A 16,727-nucleotide genomic window follows, 5' to 3' on the forward strand; every position below is an offset into this window, starting at 1 on the left:
GTGCCGGTTTCCCCGCCCTCCCACATTCCCATGACCGACCTGCATATCGACCGTCTCGACCACCTGGTGCTCACCGTGGCCGACATCGACGCCACCTGCGATTTCTACCAGCGCGTGCTGGGCATGGCCGTGGAAACCTTCGGCGCGGGGCGCACCGCACTGCGCTTCGGGCTGCAGAAGATCAACCTGCACGCGCATGGCCGCGAGTTCGACCCCAAGGCGTTGCGCCCCACCCCCGGTTCGGCGGACCTGTGCCTGATCACCTACGCCCGCATGGACGAGATCCTGGCCCACCTGCAGGCGCAGCAGGTGGACGTGGAAGACGGCCCGGTGCAGCGCACTGGCGCCACCGGGCCGATCCTGTCGGTGTATTTCCGCGATCCGGATGGCAACCTGATCGAGGTGTCGCGCTACCTGGACTGAGGCAGGAACGGCGCGGCCATCGCCTGCAGCAGGCTGCCCTGTGCGTCGTCGCCGGTCAGCTCCCAGGTGAACACCCCGCGCAGCGCGGCGGACCTGGCGTACGCGGCGCGTATGCCGATCGAGGCCGGGTCTTCATAGCTGATGAAGATCCGTTCGGTCGGGTTGTACAGCCATGGGCTCCGCGCCACCGGATGCCAGTGCCGCTGCCAGCCGGGCGTGTCGAGGAAGTCGCTGCGAATGCGCCGCCAGTCGCCGGCGTCGAACGGCGCGCTGTAAGGCTGGTACAGGCCATCGGCCGAATCGGTGGTTACCCGGAAACCGCGCCCGTAGAACGGCACGCCCAGCACCAGTTTGCTGGCCGGCACGCCCTGCTGCAGGTAATAGGCCACGGCGCCTTCCACGGTGTTCCACCGCCGCTGCGCCGGGCCCAACGGATCCTCGGGCACCTCACGCAGCGGTGCGTTGAAGGTGGACACCGCCGAGAACCCGGTGCCCATGTCATAGCTCATCAGGTTGATGAAATCGAGCCGTTCGCCCAGTTCCCTGAGCTCGTAGCTGCGCGCTGGATCGTAGGCGCCGTCGGTCTGCACGCGGCCGGCCGGCAGCGCGGCGGTCAGCAGCAGGTGCTGGCCACGGGACGTGCCGACCGCATCGAGCTGGCGACGGAATTCCTGCACCAGCAGGGTCATGTTGCGGCGGTCCTGCGGGCGGTCGGTGATGTCGGTCGGGCCGCCATACACCGGGAATTCCCAGTCGATGTCCACGCCGTCGAAACTGCCGCGGTACGTGTCGAAGAACAACGCCACGCAGGACGCAACAAACCGCGCGCGGCTGTGGGCCGTCAACGCCGCGTCGGAGAAGCCGCCGGCGTTCCAGCCGCCGATCGAGATCAGGGTATGCAGCTTCGGATGCGCATGCTTGAGCGCCGCCAGCGCCGTGAAATGCACCTCCGCCTGCGGCCCCACCACGCACCTGCCCGCGTCGATGGTGGCGAATGCGTAGAACAAATGGGTGAGCGTGTCGGCAGGAATGTCCGCGACCGGATAGCGTTCGGCCGAGCCGCCCGGGTAGTACGCCCCGATCACCTTCGACGCGGGTTCGGCGGCGGACGCGGCGAGCGACAGCGCCGCGGCGGCGCAGGCGGCAAGAACGGCAAGGCGCTGACGGAACATGCAGACTCCAGACGGGTCGATGGCCGGGCCACGTTAGCAAATGCATACGCGTGCGACGACGGTAGTGCAGGCCTTTTGACGCGATGTCCGGCGAAGTCGTCCAGCGGACACCTGCGCGCCGGCGGCATCTGCCAACGCAGTGTCGCGCAGGTCAATCGCGGCACCGGGCAAGGCCCACTGATGTCCTGTCGCTCCACGATGGCGTGCCGCTGCGACAGGCGACGGTGCGCCTGGATTCGGCCTATCCTGCGCACATGACCGATACTTCCGATCCACGCGACACCGCACCGGACACCGCCGCCAGGGACGCGCTGGAAGCGCGCGCCTACGATGCCTTCGACCACGGCCAGCTGAAGCAGGCCAGTGCACTGTTCGGCGAACTGACCACGCTGGCGCCCGAGGTTCCGTACCTGCATTACATGCGCGGCCTTGCCCACAAGTACCTGCGCGACTGGCCCGCCGCGCTGCAGCATGCTTTGCGCGCGCAGGCGCTGCATGGGTCGGCCGACGACGCCAGTGCGTGGAATGCCGGCATCGCCGCGACCGCTCTGGGCGACTGGGCCGAAGCGCGCCGGCAGTGGACGCGGTGCGGCATTGGCATTCCCGACGGCGACGGTCCGATCGAACACGATTTCGGCCTGGTCAGCATCCGCCTCAATCCCTGGGGCAATGGTGAGACCGTGTTTGCACGTCGCATCGATGTGGTGCGCGCGCGGTTGTTGAATGTGCCCCTGCCGGAAACCGGCCACCGTCTGTTCGACATCGTGTTGCATGACGGCGCCAAGACCGGCGAGCGCGCGCTGGATGACGGCACGGTGCCGGTGTTCAACGCCCTGCAGATCCTGCAGCGCTCGGACCACCGCACTTTCGTGGCCTTCATCCGCTGCCCGTCTGCCGACGACCTGGACGAGCTGCAGCAGGCCGAACTGCCCGGCATCGGCTACGTGGAAGACTGGACCGCGTCGCTCGTGACGCTGTGCCTGCGGTGCAGCTATGGCGTCGGCCACCACCGGGGCGATGCGGCCGACACCGACCACGATGAAGGCGGCGCCAGCAACGATGACTGGCAGGTCGAACGCAACCTGGGCATCGGCGCGCAGGGCAAGGCGGCGGTGGAGCGGCTGCTGGCCAACTGGGTGGCCGCGGGGCCGGGGCGCAGCGTCGATGCGATCGAGAGCCCGCCATGCGAGGAAAGTGCACCGGAAGAAGGCACGGTGTGGTGGCGGGGTGTGGGCGACGATGAGGACGAGAGCCAGGCGTAGGCGCCTGCCTGGAGAGTATCGTCGGCCGGGTTACAGACCGACGGGCACAAAAAAGCGGGCCGAAGCCCGCTTTTTTGTTGTTCGAAGTCGTGAGGCGCAGGGGTGAGGACCAACGGTCCCCACCTGCCGCGCCACCGGCCCGGCCGATTACTCGGCGACGGCGCCTTCGCCTTCTTCGACGGCCTTCATCGACAGGCGGATACGGCCCTGCTTGTCGACTTCCAGCACCTTGACCTTGACCACATCGCCTTCCTTCAGCACGTCGCCGACCTTCTCGACGCGGTCGCTGGAGATCTGCGACACGTGCACCAGGCCATCCTTGCCCGGCAGGATGGTGACGAACGCACCGAAGTCCATGATCTTGGCGACCTTGCCTTCGTAGATGCGGCCCGGCTCGACGTCCGAGGTGATCTGCTCGATGCGGGCCTTGGCGGCCTGCGCAGCGATGGCATTGACCGACGCGATGACGATGGTGCCGTCATCCTGGATGTCGATCTGGGTGCCGGTTTCCTTGGTGATGGCCTGGATGGTCGAACCACCCTTGCCGATCACTTCGCGGATCTTGTCCGGGTGGATCTTGATGGTCAGCAGGCGCGGCGCGTAGTCCGACAGCTCCTGGCGCGGGGCGGTCAGGCCGTGGGCCATTTCGCCCAGGATGTGCAGACGGCCAGCCTTGGCCTGCTGCAGAGCCTGCTTCATGATCTCTTCGGTGATGCCTTCGATCTTGATGTCCATCTGCAGGGCGGAGATGCCCTCAGCGGTACCGGCGACCTTGAAGTCCATGTCACCCAGGTGATCTTCGTCACCCAGGATGTCGGACAGGACGACGAAGCGCTCGCCTTCCTTGACCAGACCCATGGCGATACCGGCCACCGGCGACTTGACCGGCACGCCGGCGTCCATCAGGGCCAGCGAGGAACCGCAGACCGAGGCCATCGACGAGGAGCCGTTGGATTCGGTGATTTCCGACACCACACGGATCGTGTACGGGAAGGATTCCAGCGACGGCATCACTGCCAGCACGCCGCGCTTTGCGAGGCGGCCGTGGCCGATTTCGCGACGCTTCGGGCCCATCATGCGGCCGGTCTCACCCACCGAGTAGGGGGGGAAGTTGTAATGGAACAGGAAGTTGTCCTTGTACTCACCGGACACGGCGTCGATCACCTGACCGTCGCGGGCGGTGCCCAGCGTGATGGTCACGATGGCCTGCGTTTCACCGCGGGTGAACAGCGACGAACCATGGGTACGCGGCAGGATGCCGGTCTTCACCGAGATCGGGCGGACGGTGTCCAGCGCACGGCCGTCGATGCGGACCTTGGTGTCCAGCACCGAGTTGCGCATGGTGCTGTATTCCAGCTCGCCGAATTCCTTCGACAGCTCGGCCGGGTTCCAGCCTTCAGCGGCCACGCGGCCAGCCAGCGACTCGACCACGTCCTTCTTGATCGCCGAGATGGCGTCGCGACGCTGCAGCTTGTCGCGCACCTGGAAGGCTTCGCCCAGACGCGGGCCGATGGCTTCCTGCAGGGCGCTGATCAGCACCTCGTTCTTGGCCGGGGCAACCCAGGTGGACGGCTTGGTGCCGGCTTCCACGGTCAGCTCGTTGATCGCGTTGATGACCTTCTGCATTTCGCGGTGACCGAAGGTCACGGCGCCCAGCATCACGTCTTCGGACAGCAGCGCGGCTTCGGATTCCACCATCAGCACGGCGTTGGCGGTACCGGCGACAACCAGTTCCAGCTCCGAATCCTTCAGTTCGGTCACGGTCGGGTTGAGGATGTACTCACCGTTCTTGTAACCCACCTTGGCAGCGGCGATCGGACCCTTGAACGGGGTGCCGGCCAGCGACAGTGCAGCCGAGGCGCCGATCAGCGCGGCGATGTCGCCGTCGATGTCCGGGTTCAGCGACATCACGGTGGCGATGATCTGAACTTCGTTCTTGTAGTCTTCCGGGAACAGCGGGCGGATCGGACGATCGATCAGGCGCGAAATCAGCGTCTCTTTTTCGGTCGCGCGGCCTTCGCGCTTGAAGAAGCCACCCGGGATACGGCCACCGGCGTAGAACTTCTCCTGGTAGTCACAGGTCAGGGGGAAGAAGTCCTGGCCCTCACGCGCGCTCTTGGCAGCCACGGCGGAGACCAGCAGCACGGTGTCGTCGAACTTGACGATGACGGCGCCACCGGCCTGGCGGGCGATTTCGCCGGTCTCAAGCGTGACGGTGTGCTTGCCGTACTGGAAGGTTTTGGTGATTTTTGCCACGGGGGATGTCCTTGGGATGATGCTTTCTTCGAATGGACCGCGGGCGACCCTTGCCGCCGACGGGTGACCGGTTGTCCGGCCCAGGCGTTTGATGCGGTACTACCAAAACAAAACCGCGGCGCATTCCTGCGCCGCGGTTGGGATTCCTGCTTAGCGACGCAGGCCGAGCTTTTCGATCAGGGCCTTGTAACGCGGAGCGTCTTTCTTCTTCAGGTAGTCGAGCAGGCTGCGGCGGCGGTTGACCATCTGCAGCAGACCGCGGCGGCTGTGGTGATCCTTCTTGTGGGTCTTGAAGTGGCCGGTCAGCAGTTCGATGCGGGCGGTCAGCAGGGCGACCTGGACTTCCGGGGAGCCGGTGTCGGTGGCGCTGCGCTTGTTGTCTTCAATGACCTTCTGGGTGTCGATCGACATATCAGTTTTCTCTTGGATGCGTGGCCCGCAGAAACGTCCCATTGACGTACCGCGTGACTCGCCGTGAACGAAAGGATGAACCCGCAGAACGCGGGAAGCCTGAAAAGGCCGCGAAATTGTAACGGGCGCAGCCCGCCGGGACAAGGACCGGCTGCGCCGGGGTCAGCCCTGCCCGGCCAGGTTGAAGCGCCGCTGCGGCCCCAGCCGGCCGTTCTCGTCGACCTGGCCCAGGCCCTGGATGGCCTCGTCCGGGCCATACACCACCACCGTGCCCTGGGCCCAGGACGGGTCGCGCAGGCGCTGGCCGACGCAGAAGCGCGGGGTCTGTTCAGCGTCCAGGGTAACCCGCGGATAGTGCGCCAGCCCGGCGTCCAGTGGCAGCAACAGGGCATCGATGGCCGCCTCGTCGCCCTGCTCCACCAACGTCCGCAAGGTGTCCAGGGACACCATCGGCGCGTCGCGGAAGGGATCCACCCACAGCCGGCGCAGGCCGGCGATGTGCGCCCCACAGCCCAGCGTTTCGCCGAGGTCGCGTGCCAGGCTGCGGATATAGGTGCCTGAACCGCAGGTCACGCGCAGGCGCAGCCGGGTCGGTTGCTGCTCCAGCACCTCGATGGCGTGCACCTCCACCTGGCGCTCCGGTGCCTCGATGACCTCGCCACGGCGCGCTTTCAGGTACAAGGGTTCGCCGCCCTGCTTGAGCGCGGAGTAGATCGGCGCGCGCTGCAGGATGCGCCCCTTCAAGGGGGCCAGTGCAGCCTCCAGCGCATCGGCGCTGATCGCCGGCACCGGCCGTTCGCGCAGCACCGCGCCGTCGGAATCGTCGGTATCTGTGGTCTGGCCCAGCACCACCTCGGCGTCGTAGGCCTTGGCCGAGCCGAGCAGCAGCCCGGCAATCTTGGTGGCCTCGCCGAAGCACAGCGGCAGCAGGCCGGTGGCCAGCGGGTCCAGGCTGCCGGTGTGGCCGCCCTTCTCGGCGCGGTACAGGCGCCGCGCGATCTGCAGCGCGGCGTTGGAACTCATGCCGCCCGGCTTGTCGAGCAGCAGGATGCCGTCCAGGCGACGGAATGTGATTCGGGGTGCCATGTCGTGGTTTCACTCGGCGCCATGCGGCGCTGCCGGCAGGTCCGGCGGTCGACGGTGCGGTCGTGGTCGACACGCGCACCGCCCCATAAGACAACAGCCCTTGCGGGCTGTTGGTCCATCAATCCGATTTCTTGCCGCTTTCGTCCGCGTCGCCATCCCCGGCGTCTTCCTCGGGCTGCCGGCTCTTTTCGGCCGCCAGCGTATCGGGCAGATCACGCAGGATGTTGTCGATGCGCTCGCCGCGATCCACCGAATCATCGTAGTGGAAGTGCAGCTCGGGCACGTGGCGCAGCTTCATGGCACGCGCCAGTTCCATGCGCAGCCCCCAGGCCAGTTCCTTCAGGCCCTTCATGGCTTCTACCGAACGTTCGGGCATCAGCGCCGTGACGAAGATCTTGGCATGCGCCATGTCACGGGTGATTTCCACGTCGGAGACGCTCACCGAAGGCAAGCCGTGTTCACGCACCGCGTTGTGCACGAGCGTTCCCAGCTCACGGCGGATCTGGGCGGAAACACGGTCGGTTCGATGGAAGGTCTTTGGCACGGTAGGCAGGCTCGTCTTGAAAAGGTGGTGCGGATCAAACGGAAAGAACCGGACCGCGCGAGGCGGTCCGGCCTGGAACATTACAGGGTGCGCGGCACTTCGATACGCTCGAAGCACTCGATCTGGTCACCCGGCTTGACGTCGTTGTAGGCCTTCACGCCGATACCGCATTCGGTACCGTTGCGGACTTCCTCGACGTTTTCCTTGAAGCGGCGCAGCGATTCCAGCTCGCCTTCGAACACCACCACGCTGTCGCGCAGGACACGGATCGGCTTGCTGCGCTTGACCGTACCTTCGATGATCATGCAGCCAGCGACTGCGCCGAACTTCGAGCTGCGGAACACATCGCGAACCTGGGCGATACCGATGATCTCTTCGCGGATTTCCACGCCGAGCAGACCGGACGCCACCTGCTTCACCTGATCGATCACGTCATAGATGATCGAGAAGTAACGCAGGTCCACGCCGTTGGATTCAATGATGCGACGGGCCGAAGCATCCGCACGCACGTTGAAGCCGATCACTGTGGCCTTGGAGGCAACCGCCGAATTGGCGTCCGACTCGGTGATGCCGCCCACGCCGGAGTGGATCACGTTGATGCGGATGTCTTCGTTGGACAGCGCGACCAGCGCCTGGCTCAGCGCCTGCACCGAACCCTGCACGTCGGCCTTGATCACCAGGTTCAGCACCTGCTGGCCATCGCCCTTGCCCAGGGTTGCCATGATGTCTTCCATGCGGCTGCCGGCCGACTGCACCAGGCGCGATTCGCGGCGCTTGGTTTCGCGCTGCTGCGCGACGTCCTTGGCCAGACGCTCGTCTTCGACCACCACGAAATCATCGCCGGCATCCGGCACGCCGGACAGACCCAGCACCTGCACCGGAATCGACGGGCCAGCCTGGTCGGGCTGCTTGCCGGTTTCGTCGAACAGGGCGCGCACGCGGCCGTACTGGATACCGCATACCAGGTAGTCGCCCTTCTTCAGCGAGCCCTGCTGCACCAGCACGGTGGCGATCGGGCCGCGGCCCTTGTCCAGCGAGGACTCGATGACTACACCGCTGGCGCGGCCATCGGGCACGGCCTTCAGTTCGAGCAGTTCGGCCTGGACCGAGATCGCGTCGAGCAGGTCGTCGATGCCCAGGCCAGCCTTGGCCGAGATTTCGACCATCTGGATGTCGCCACCGAAGTCTTCGGACACGACCTGCTCACCGAGCAGCTCGTTCTTGACGCGCATCGGGTCGGCACCGGCCTTGTCGATCTTGTTGATCGCCACGATCAGCGGCACACCGGCCGAACGCGCATGCTGGATGGCTTCCTTGGTCTGCGGCATCACGCCGTCGTCGGCCGCCACCACCAGCACCACGATGTCGGTCAGCTTGGCACCGCGGGCACGCATGGACGTAAACGCCGCGTGGCCCGGGGTATCCAGGAAGCTGATCACGCCCTTCGGCGTTTCAACGTGGTATGCACCGATGTGCTGGGTGATGCCACCGGCTTCGCCCGTGGCGACCTTGGTGCGGCGGATGTAATCCAGCAGCGAGGTCTTGCCGTGGTCGACGTGGCCCATGATGGTGACCACCGGCGGACGTGCCGTCGGCTCGCCCTGGTTGCCACCGGCCAGCGCCAGCAGCGCGTCTTCGGCGTCGTTGGTATTGGCACGGATCACGTTGTGGCCGAGTTCTTCGGTCACCAGCGCGGCGGTGTCGTGGTCGATGGTCTGGGTGATGGTCGCCATGACGCCCATCTTGAACAGCGCCTTGACCACATCGCCGCCCTTCAGGGCCAGCTTCTGGGCCAGGTCGGCCACGGTGACGGTGTCGCCGATGGTGACGTCACGCACGATCGGAGCGACCGGACGTTCGAAACCATGGGCACCGCCGCCGCTGCGCGACTGGTTGCTGTCACGACGGCCGCCGTGCTGGGTACGCCCGGTCGGGCGACCACGCGAGTTGCTGTTGTTGCCGCGACGGGCACGGTCGGCGGCCGACAGGTGCAGCTGACCGGCGAAGCGGTTGCCACCCTCGTCGTCACGCTTGGCGCCCGGACGGTTGTTGTTGTTGTTCGAGTTGCGGTCGTCCGAACGCGGGGCCGGACGCGCAGCCGACGGCGCCGACGGGCGCGCGGCACGGGCCGGTGCATCGGCAGCAGCGGCCGGCTTGGCAGCGGCCGGCGCTGGTGCCGGCGGTGCGTTCCTGGCCGCTTCCGCAGCAGCTTCAGCCGCCTTGCGCTCGGCTTCGGCACGCTCCTTGGCGTCGATTTCTTCCTGACGCTTGCGGGCGATTTCCTCGTCGCGTGCACGGTCCTTTTCGGCCAGTGCGCGCTGCTCGTCCAGATTGCGCTGGCGGGATTCCTCCAGCTTGCGCAGGATGTCGGCGCGCTCTTCATCCGCCGTCATCGGCTTGCCGCTGGCGTCCTTCATGTAGGTGCGCTTCTGGCGCACTTCCACGTTGACAGTGGTCTTGCTGCGGCCGGCGCTGACGGTCACTTCCTGCAACTTGCGACGGTTGAGGGTGATCTTCTTGGCGGCGTCGTCGGTGCTCTCGACGGGCTGCTCGGTCTTGCCGTGCGAACGACGAAGGAAGCCCAGGAGCTTCACCTTCTCGGTGCTGGTCACGACCTGGTCGGGACCGCTGAACTTCATGCCGGCTTCGGCAAGCTGTACAAGCAGTTTATCGACCGGGGTGTTGACCAGTTCGGCAAGCTTGCGGATGGTGGTTTGCTGCGACATTCGGATCCTATGATCTGGTTGGCGCTCCCTCGAAACGTGCGAAGGCAGCGCGGAGTCTAAGCCCTGAGCGGGTCAGGGCACTGTTCATCGCTGGCTCATTCGCCGCGCTCCAGGCGGGCGATCTCCTCGGCTCGGGCGGCCAGGATCAGGGCGGCGGCGCGCTCCTGGTCCAGGTCCTCGATACCGAACTCGAGGATCTCGTCGGCGGCCAGGTCCGACAGGTCCTCACTGGTACGCACGCCATGACCGGCCAGGGCGTAGGCAGTTGCCTCGTCCATGCCTTCCAGGGCGAGCAGGTCGTCGGACGGCGAACCGTCTTCCAGACCTTCTTCCACCGCCAGCGCCTCGTTGAGCAGCGCATCGCGGGCACGGGCACGCAGCTCTTCGACGATGTCTTCGTCGAAGCCTTCCACGGCCAGCAGTTCGCCGACCGGGACGTAGGCGATTTCTTCCACGGTGTTGAAGCCTTCGGTCACCAGGATGGCGGCGATTTCTTCATCCACTTCCAGCTTGTCCATGAACAGCTGGCGGGCAACGCCCTGCTCTGCCTCGGACTTGGCGGTCACCTGGTCCTGGGTCATCACATTGAGCTGCCAGCCGGTCAGGCGGCTGGCGAGGCGCACGTTCTGGCCGCCCTTGCCGATCGCCTGGGCCAGGCGCTCTTCAGCGACGGCCAGGTCCATGGAGTGCTTTTCTTCGTCGACGATGATCGACTGGACTTCCGCCGGCGCCATCGCGTTGATGACGAAGTTGGCCGGGTTCTCGTTCCACAGCACGATGTCCACGCGCTCGCCGTTGAGTTCGTTGGACACGGCCTGGACGCGCGAACCGCGCATGCCGATGCAGGCACCGATCGGATCGGTACGCGAATCGTGGGCCAGCACGGCGATCTTGGCGCGGTCGCCCGGGTCACGTGCACAGGCCTTGATCTCGACCAGGCCCTGGCCGACTTCCGGCACTTCGAGCTTGAACAGTTCGATCATGAATTCCGGGGCGGCGCGGCTGATGAACAGCTGCGGGCCACGCGGTTCCGAACGGACTTCGGCCAGGTAACCGCGGACGCGGTCGCCGGCGCGCAGGACGTCGCGCGGAATGCCCTTGTCCTTCGGGATGAAGGCTTCGGCGTTGCCACCGAGGTCCACATAGATGTTGCCGCGCTCGGCGCGCTTGACCACACCGGTGACCAGTTCGCCGACGCGGTCCTTCCATGCATCCACGACCTGCTGGCGCTCGGCTTCGCGAACGCGCTGGACGATGACCTGCTTGGCGGCCTGGGCCGCGATGCGGCCGAAGTCGGGGTTTTCGATCTGTTCTTCGATGTAATCGCCAACTTCGACGCCTTCGGCTTCGTCGATGGCATCCATCAGGCGGATCTGGCGGTCCGGGGACTCCATGACCACGTCATCGGCCACCACTTCCCAGCGGCGGAAGGTTTCGTAGTTGCCGTCCTTGTGGTCGATCGACACACGGGCCAGCACTTCTTCGTCGGGGTAGCGCTTTTTCGCAGCCGACGCCAATGCTGCCTCGATGGCATCGAAGATCACTTCACGCGGAACGCCCTTTTCATTGGCGACCGCATCCACTACCAGCAAAAGTTCCTTGCTCATTGGCTCACTCCGCGCGCGGCTTTTTGGCCGCCGGCTCGTTGGATGGTTTCTTGTTCGCCTTGCCACCCTGCTTGGGTGCCGGGCCAGTCGGTTTGGTCGGAGCGAGGCCGAGGGCGGCCCAGTCCGGCATGATGCGTGCCTTGTCGATATTCTCGACGTCGGCGGTGAACGGGGCGTTGTCGACCTTGAAGGTGACGGTACCCTGCTCGTTGTCTACTGCGAGAATCTCGCCCTGCAGGCGACGACGGCCGTCCTGCGGGAGCTTGAGCGTGACCTTGGCCGATTCGCCGATGGCACGCTCGAATTGTTCTGCGGTGAACAGCGGGCGATCCACACCGGGAGAGGACACTTCCAGGGTGTAATTGGCGCTGATCGGGTCTTCGACGTCCAGCTGCGCGGACACTTCGCGGCTTACGCGTTCGCAGTCGTCGATGTTGACGATACGCTCGGGCTGTTCGGCCAGCGGCACGTCGATGTAAAGGCGCAGCGTCGCACCACCCGGGGCAGTGAGATATTCCACGCCCAGCAGCTCGAGACCCAGCGACTGAACGGTGGGGGCGAGCAGATTCGCGATTTCGGTTGCCTTGTCGCTCACAGTCGGCCTTGATTCGTTGAAAGAGATACGGGTTGGCCAGTCACGCTGGCCGGGCTCTACTGAACATGTTCCGGAAACAACAAAGGGCCCGCTGGGCCCCTTGTCCGGTACAACTCCGGTCATGCTGGATTCCGGTAGCGGGAACACACGCGGTGTGTATTCCTGCGAGCCCAGTCTTCCGGGGGGTCACGGTGGCCTGGGTACAGGGTGCCGTTCCTGGAAGCCGGTCGCGGGCCGCATTCACATCCGTTGAAAGGATATGCATGGACAGTCCGCTAAGCCGCTGATGATAGCCGTTGCACCGCGCTGGTGCAATGGCCAGGGGCTTCTGCGGGGTGGCTATTGCGAAAGCTGAACGGGGGGGCGGGCTTTTAGCGGGTAGATCAAAGGCGGGCGGATCGCTTGCGTGGCGGGCACCGGCGCGGCTGGGTTGGCGGGACACGCCGTGAATCCATCCATGGAGGCTCGTGGGCGCCATCCATGGCGCCCAACGGTCCCGCCAACCCACCCGCACCGGCACCTGGATGCATATGGGCCAGTCACTGAGATCAAACAAGGCAGCGCTACGCCCAACAGCCAAGCCAGATCCCCGCCCTACCCCGCACCACCAACTCAACAAACCCAAACAACACACCCGACCAAACTCAGCACCGCAACACGGCGACAGAGATCGAAAGCAGAGCCGGCGTTAATCTTCGTTGCACACCGACACTCTACGGAGGCGCTGGCATGGGTGGGATTGCGGGGCCCTCCAGCGCATGGATGCGCTGGCGGAGCTTACATGGGTGAGGTCGCATTGCATGCGAGGCACTGCCTCGCATGCGCCCGAACGCACAGCCGCCAGCGGCTGGGCCGGGCGCGGAGCGGGACTTGCAGCGTGCCCCGCGAGCCCACCCATGCCAGCGCCCTCCCAGATGCCGGCGCACCGAATTTGATCTGGCCCTGGCTTCAGCGGTTGCTTTTGCCTTTTGCCTTTTGCCTCGAAAAAACAAACCAAACCCCACAACGAAAAAAGCGACCCCGTTTCCGGAATCGCTTCTTCGTCTACTGCATCTGCACTGCAGATTTTCTGTGGTAGCGGGGGCAGGATTTGAACCTGCGACCTTCGGGTTATGAGCCCGACGAGCTGCCAGACTGCTCCACCCCGCAGCAGAAGCGGAATTGTAAGGGAGTTTTCATTCCCGTGCAACCCCTTGGTGAAACATATCGTCCGGCGCCCAGGAAAGGCAGCCGACCAACGGTCGGCTCTACCCGCAACGTGCGAAGCAGCCGACTGGCAGTCGGCTCTACCGAAACGTCCGAAACGTCCGGAGCAGCCGGAGCAGCCGGAGCAGCCGGCCAACGCCTTGGGCATACAACGAAAAAAGCGACCCCGTTTCCGGGGTCGCTTGATTCGTCCACTGTCTCCGGCTTGCACCGGAGCTATATGGTAGCGGGGGCAGGATTTGAACCTGCGACCTTCGGGTTATGAGCCCGACGAGCTGCCAGACTGCTCCACCCCGCATCAAAAGCGGATGATGCCGGGGTACCAACCAACGGTGGGTACCTTGCAACGATCTTCTGGCGAAACCGCTGCAGCAACAACTCAGGAAACGAATATTACACGATTTGCGCAGTTTTGTATCGTTTTTTACGCAAGATGTGAAAATGCCTGCTGGCACCAGACCATGATCGGGTTCCACGACAGGCCCAGAGCCAGCAGCGCCAAGGCATTCACGCCCAGCACCACGCCCAGCACGCGGTCGTTGTTGGCCGGCAGCGGCTCGCCCACCGGCTCATCGAAGTACATCACCTTGATCACGCGCAGGTAGTAGAAGCAGCCGACCACCGCGCACAACACGCCGAGGATCGCCAACCACAGCATGCCGCCGTTGATCGCCGCGCCCAGCACGGCCAGCTTGGTCCAGAAGCCCAGGAACGGCGGGATACCGGCCATCGACGCCATGATGCACAGCACCAGGCCGGCCATCCACGGGTTGCGGGCGTTCAGACCCTTGAAGTCGTCGATGTTCTCGGCTTCAAAGCCGCTGCGCGACAGCGCAATGATCGCGCCGAAGCCGGCGGTCGACATGATCGCGTAGCTCAGCGCGTAGAACAGCGCCGCCGCGTAACCCTGCTCGCCACCGCCGGCAATGCCCAGCAGCAGGAAGCCGATGTGCGACACGGTCGAGTAGGCCAGCATGCGCTTCAGGTTGGTCTGCGCGATCGCCATCAGGTTACCGATCACCAGCGACAAGGCCGCCAGACCGCCAATCAGGTACTTCCACTCGTCCGACAGCGGGCCCACGCCCACTTCCAGCAGGCGGTAAGCCATGCCGAACGCGGCCAGCTTCGGTGCCGAGCTGATGAACAGCGCGATCGGCGCCGGTGCACCTTGATACACGTCGGGCAGCCACATGTGGAATGGTGCCGCGCCCAGCTTGAAGGCCACACCGGCAATCATGAACACCGCGCCGGTCAGCAGCAGCACGCGCTCTTCCGAATGCGGAATGGCGGCGTGGATGGCGTCCAGGTGCAGCGAACCGGTCGCCCCGTAGATCAGCGACATGCCGTACAGCAGCAGGCCCGAGGCCAGCGAACCCAGCACGATGTACTTCATCGCGGCTTCGGAGGCCAAGCCGTTCTCACGGTTGCTGGCCACCAGCGCGTACGAACACAGGGCCAGCAGCTCCAGGCCCAGGTACACCATCAACAGGCTGCCGGCCGACACCAGGATCATCATGCCGGCGGTGCCGAACAGGATCAGCACCGGGATCTCGCCCTGGTACAGCTTGCGCTCGCGCAGGTAGCTCCAGCCGTAGATCAGGGTCAGGCCACTGCACAGCACGATCACGGTCTTCATCACGTCCGCCGCGGTATCGCGGACGAACATGCCGTGGAAGACCTCGCCCTGCCCGCCCACTCCGGCGGCGAGCATGAAGAGCACCGCGGCCAGCGCGGCGACCGACAGCAGGTGGGTCCAGATCTTGTTCTTCTCACTGATGAACAGATCCAGGATCAACAGGGCGAACGCACTACCAATCAGCACCAGCTCGGGAGCGAGCGGCGGCAGGTCGGCGGCGGTCAACGGCAACAGCGGCGAGGTGGTCATCATCAAATCCTGGAATCAATACTCTCGACGGCCCGATTACAGCAGCTTGCTGGATGCGATCTGCATCGCCAGCTTCGCGATCGAGGGCTCCATCAGGTCGGTCAGCGGCTTGGGGTACAGGCCCAGGGCAAGCGTGCCCACGGCAAATACACCCAACACCAGCCACTCGCGACCGTTGATGTCCTTCAGTTCGGCGACATGGGCATTGGCCACTTCACCGAAGAACACGCGCTTGTACAGCCACAACGTATAGGCCGCCGTGATCACCAGGGTGCTTGCCGCACCCAGTGCCAGCCACGGATTGCGCTGGAAGCTGGCCATGATGATCATGAACTCACCGACGAAACCGCTGGTGCCCGGCAGGCCGGCATTGGCCATGAAGAACAGCATGGCGAAGGTGGCGAACCACGGCATCACGTTGACCACGCCGCCGTAATCGGCGATGCGGCGGGAATGCATGCGGTCGTAGAGCACGCCCACGCACGAGAACATCGCACCGGATACGAAGCCGTGCGACACCATCTGCACCATCGCGCCCTGCAGGCCCAGGCGGGCCGCGTCCGGGTTGCCTGCATCACGAACCAGCCACAGCGCGATGAAGGTGCCCAGGGTGACAAAGCCCATGTGCGCGATCGACGAATAGGCGATCAGCTTCTTCATGTCGTCCTGCACCAGGGCGACCAGGCCGACGTAGATGACGGCGATCAGCGACAGCGTGATCACCAGCCAGGCCCATTCCTGCGACGCGTCCGGGACGATCGGCAGGTTGAAGCGCAGGAAGCCGTAGCCACCGATCTTCAGCGCGATGGCCGCCAGGATCACCGAACCGGCGGTGGGGGCTTCCACGTGCGCGTCGGGCAGCCAGGTGTGCACCGGGAACATCGGCACCTTGACCGCAAACGCGATCAGGAAGGCGAAGAAGATCCAGGTCTGTTCCTTGCCCGACAGCTGCAGCTGGTACAGGTCGGCCAGCTGGAAGCTGCCGCCCTTCAGATACAGGTAGATCAGGGCCACCAGCATCAGCACCGAGCCGAGGAAGGTGTACAGGAAGAACTTCAACGCGGCGTAGATGCGACGCGGACCACCCCAGACACCGATGATCAGGAACATCGGGATCAGCATGGCCTCGAAGAACACGTAGAACAGCATCGCGTCGGTGGCCGCGAAGATGCCGACGGTGACGCCTTCCAGGATCAGGAAGGCGGCCACGTACTGGTTGACGCGCTTGTCGATGGCGCTCCAGGCGCCGATCAGGGCCAGCACCGACACCAGGGTGGTCAGCAGGATCAGCGCGATCGCGATGCCGTCCACGCCCAGGTTGTAGCCGATCTTGTAGGCGGGGATCCAGGCGCGGGTTTCGACGAACTGCAGCGCGTCGTTCCCCACGTCGTAGCCGCTGAGCAGCGACAGGCTGGCCACGAAGGTCAGCACCGCTACGCCCAGCGACGCCCAGCGGGCAGTTTGGGCGTCACGGATGGCAAGGATCAAGGCACCGCCGAGGATCGGCAGCCAGATGAGAACACTGAGTAGGGGCCAGTTCGACACGTCTTCTTA

Annotated in this window: 12 protein-coding genes and 2 tRNA genes; 2 read left to right on the forward strand and 12 right to left on the reverse strand. The window is 65.0% G+C overall.

The annotated features are described in order from the left end of the window. The first annotated feature begins 39 nt into the window (after positions 1–39). A complete protein-coding gene (locus GQ674_RS12920; RefSeq protein WP_201290275.1) occupies positions 40–423 on the forward strand; it encodes a VOC family protein in 384 nt (127 codons plus the stop codon). On the opposite strand, the gene GQ674_RS12925 is transcribed toward GQ674_RS12920, so the two are convergent. Beyond that, positions 411–1,595 carry a glycoside hydrolase family 18 protein gene (locus GQ674_RS12925; RefSeq protein ID WP_159497409.1) on the reverse strand — a complete coding sequence of 395 codons (1,185 nt, stop codon included), beginning with the start codon at positions 1,593–1,595 and terminating at the stop codon, positions 411–413. The two genes, GQ674_RS12920 and GQ674_RS12925, sit on opposite strands and share 13 nt — an antisense overlap. Before the next feature lie 254 nt (positions 1,596–1,849). Here GQ674_RS12925 and GQ674_RS12930 point away from each other — a divergent pair, with 254 nt between their 5' ends. Next, complete coding sequence (locus GQ674_RS12930) at positions 1,850–2,857, forward strand: hypothetical protein (protein WP_159497410.1); 1,008 nt, start codon at positions 1,850–1,852, stop codon at positions 2,855–2,857. A gap of 147 nt (positions 2,858–3,004) precedes the next feature. Here GQ674_RS12930 and pnp read toward each other — a convergent pair whose 3' ends face one another. The 11 genes from pnp to GQ674_RS12985 form a co-directional block, all read right to left on the reverse strand. Next, entirely contained in the window at positions 3,005–5,113 is a 2,109-nt protein-coding gene (pnp, locus tag GQ674_RS12935; protein ID WP_159497411.1) for a polyribonucleotide nucleotidyltransferase, read from the reverse strand. 150 nt (positions 5,114–5,263) lie between these two features. After that, positions 5,264–5,524 carry a 30S ribosomal protein S15 gene (rpsO, locus tag GQ674_RS12940; protein ID WP_128097467.1) on the reverse strand — a complete coding sequence of 87 codons (261 nt, stop codon included), beginning with the start codon at positions 5,522–5,524 and terminating at the stop codon, positions 5,264–5,266. 162 nt (positions 5,525–5,686) lie between these two features. Continuing rightward, complete coding sequence (gene truB, locus GQ674_RS12945) at positions 5,687–6,610, reverse strand: tRNA pseudouridine(55) synthase TruB (protein WP_128097466.1); 924 nt, start codon at positions 6,608–6,610, stop codon at positions 5,687–5,689. 118 nt (positions 6,611–6,728) lie between these two features. Continuing rightward, positions 6,729–7,163: a 30S ribosome-binding factor RbfA gene (gene rbfA, locus GQ674_RS12950; RefSeq protein WP_236546306.1), complete on the reverse strand. Its 435-nt coding sequence runs from the start codon at positions 7,161–7,163 to the stop codon at positions 6,729–6,731. 71 nt (positions 7,164–7,234) lie between these two features. Next, positions 7,235–9,880, reverse strand: coding sequence for a translation initiation factor IF-2 (infB, locus tag GQ674_RS12955; protein WP_159497412.1), 2,646 nt, complete (start codon positions 9,878–9,880; stop codon positions 7,235–7,237). Between the two features lie 95 nt (positions 9,881–9,975). Further along, the gene (gene nusA, locus GQ674_RS12960) at positions 9,976–11,487 is read right to left on the reverse strand and encodes a transcription termination factor NusA (protein WP_038687252.1); all 1,512 of its coding nucleotides are present in this window, start codon (positions 11,485–11,487) and stop codon (positions 9,976–9,978) included. 4 nt (positions 11,488–11,491) lie between these two features. Beyond that, positions 11,492–12,082 (reverse strand): ribosome maturation factor RimP, encoded by a 591-nt coding sequence (rimP, locus tag GQ674_RS12965; RefSeq protein WP_038687250.1) that lies wholly within the window; start codon positions 12,080–12,082, stop codon positions 11,492–11,494. A 1,072-nt stretch (positions 12,083–13,154) separates the two neighbouring features. Beyond that, positions 13,155–13,231, reverse strand: a tRNA-Met gene (locus GQ674_RS12970). A gap of 278 nt (positions 13,232–13,509) precedes the next feature. Further along, positions 13,510–13,586: transfer RNA gene (locus GQ674_RS12975), tRNA-Met, on the reverse strand. A 126-nt stretch (positions 13,587–13,712) separates the two neighbouring features. Then, positions 13,713–15,173 (reverse strand): NADH-quinone oxidoreductase subunit NuoN, encoded by a 1,461-nt coding sequence (nuoN, locus tag GQ674_RS12980; protein ID WP_159497413.1) that lies wholly within the window; start codon positions 15,171–15,173, stop codon positions 13,713–13,715. A 36-nt stretch (positions 15,174–15,209) separates the two neighbouring features. Beyond that, complete coding sequence (locus tag GQ674_RS12985) at positions 15,210–16,718, reverse strand: NADH-quinone oxidoreductase subunit M (RefSeq protein ID WP_128095987.1); 1,509 nt, start codon at positions 16,716–16,718, stop codon at positions 15,210–15,212. Between the last annotated feature and the right edge of the window lie 9 nt (positions 16,719–16,727).

This window comes from Stenotrophomonas sp. 364, assembly GCF_009832905.1.
In the GTDB taxonomy this organism is placed as follows: domain Bacteria; phylum Pseudomonadota; class Gammaproteobacteria; order Xanthomonadales; family Xanthomonadaceae; genus Stenotrophomonas; species Stenotrophomonas maltophilia_AP.

Bases quoted from the DNA above. Each gene is read 5' to 3' on its own strand.
- GQ674_RS12925 (WP_159497409.1), bottom strand. From the start codon at position 1,595: ATGTTCCGTCAGCGCCTTGCCGTTCTTGCCGCCTGCGCCGCCGCGGCG.
- GQ674_RS12930 (WP_159497410.1), top strand. From the start codon at position 1,850: ATGACCGATACTTCCGATCCACGCGACACCGCACCGGACACCGCCGCC.
- rpsO (WP_128097467.1), bottom strand. From the start codon at position 5,524: ATGTCGATCGACACCCAGAAGGTCATTGAAGACAACAAGCGCAGCGCC.
- truB (WP_128097466.1), bottom strand. From the start codon at position 6,610: ATGGCACCCCGAATCACATTCCGTCGCCTGGACGGCATCCTGCTGCTC.
- infB (WP_159497412.1), bottom strand. From the start codon at position 9,880: ATGTCGCAGCAAACCACCATCCGCAAGCTTGCCGAACTGGTCAACACC.
- nusA (WP_038687252.1), bottom strand. From the start codon at position 11,487: ATGAGCAAGGAACTTTTGCTGGTAGTGGATGCGGTCGCCAATGAAAAG.
- nuoN (WP_159497413.1), bottom strand. From the start codon at position 15,173: ATGACCACCTCGCCGCTGTTGCCGTTGACCGCCGCCGACCTGCCGCCG.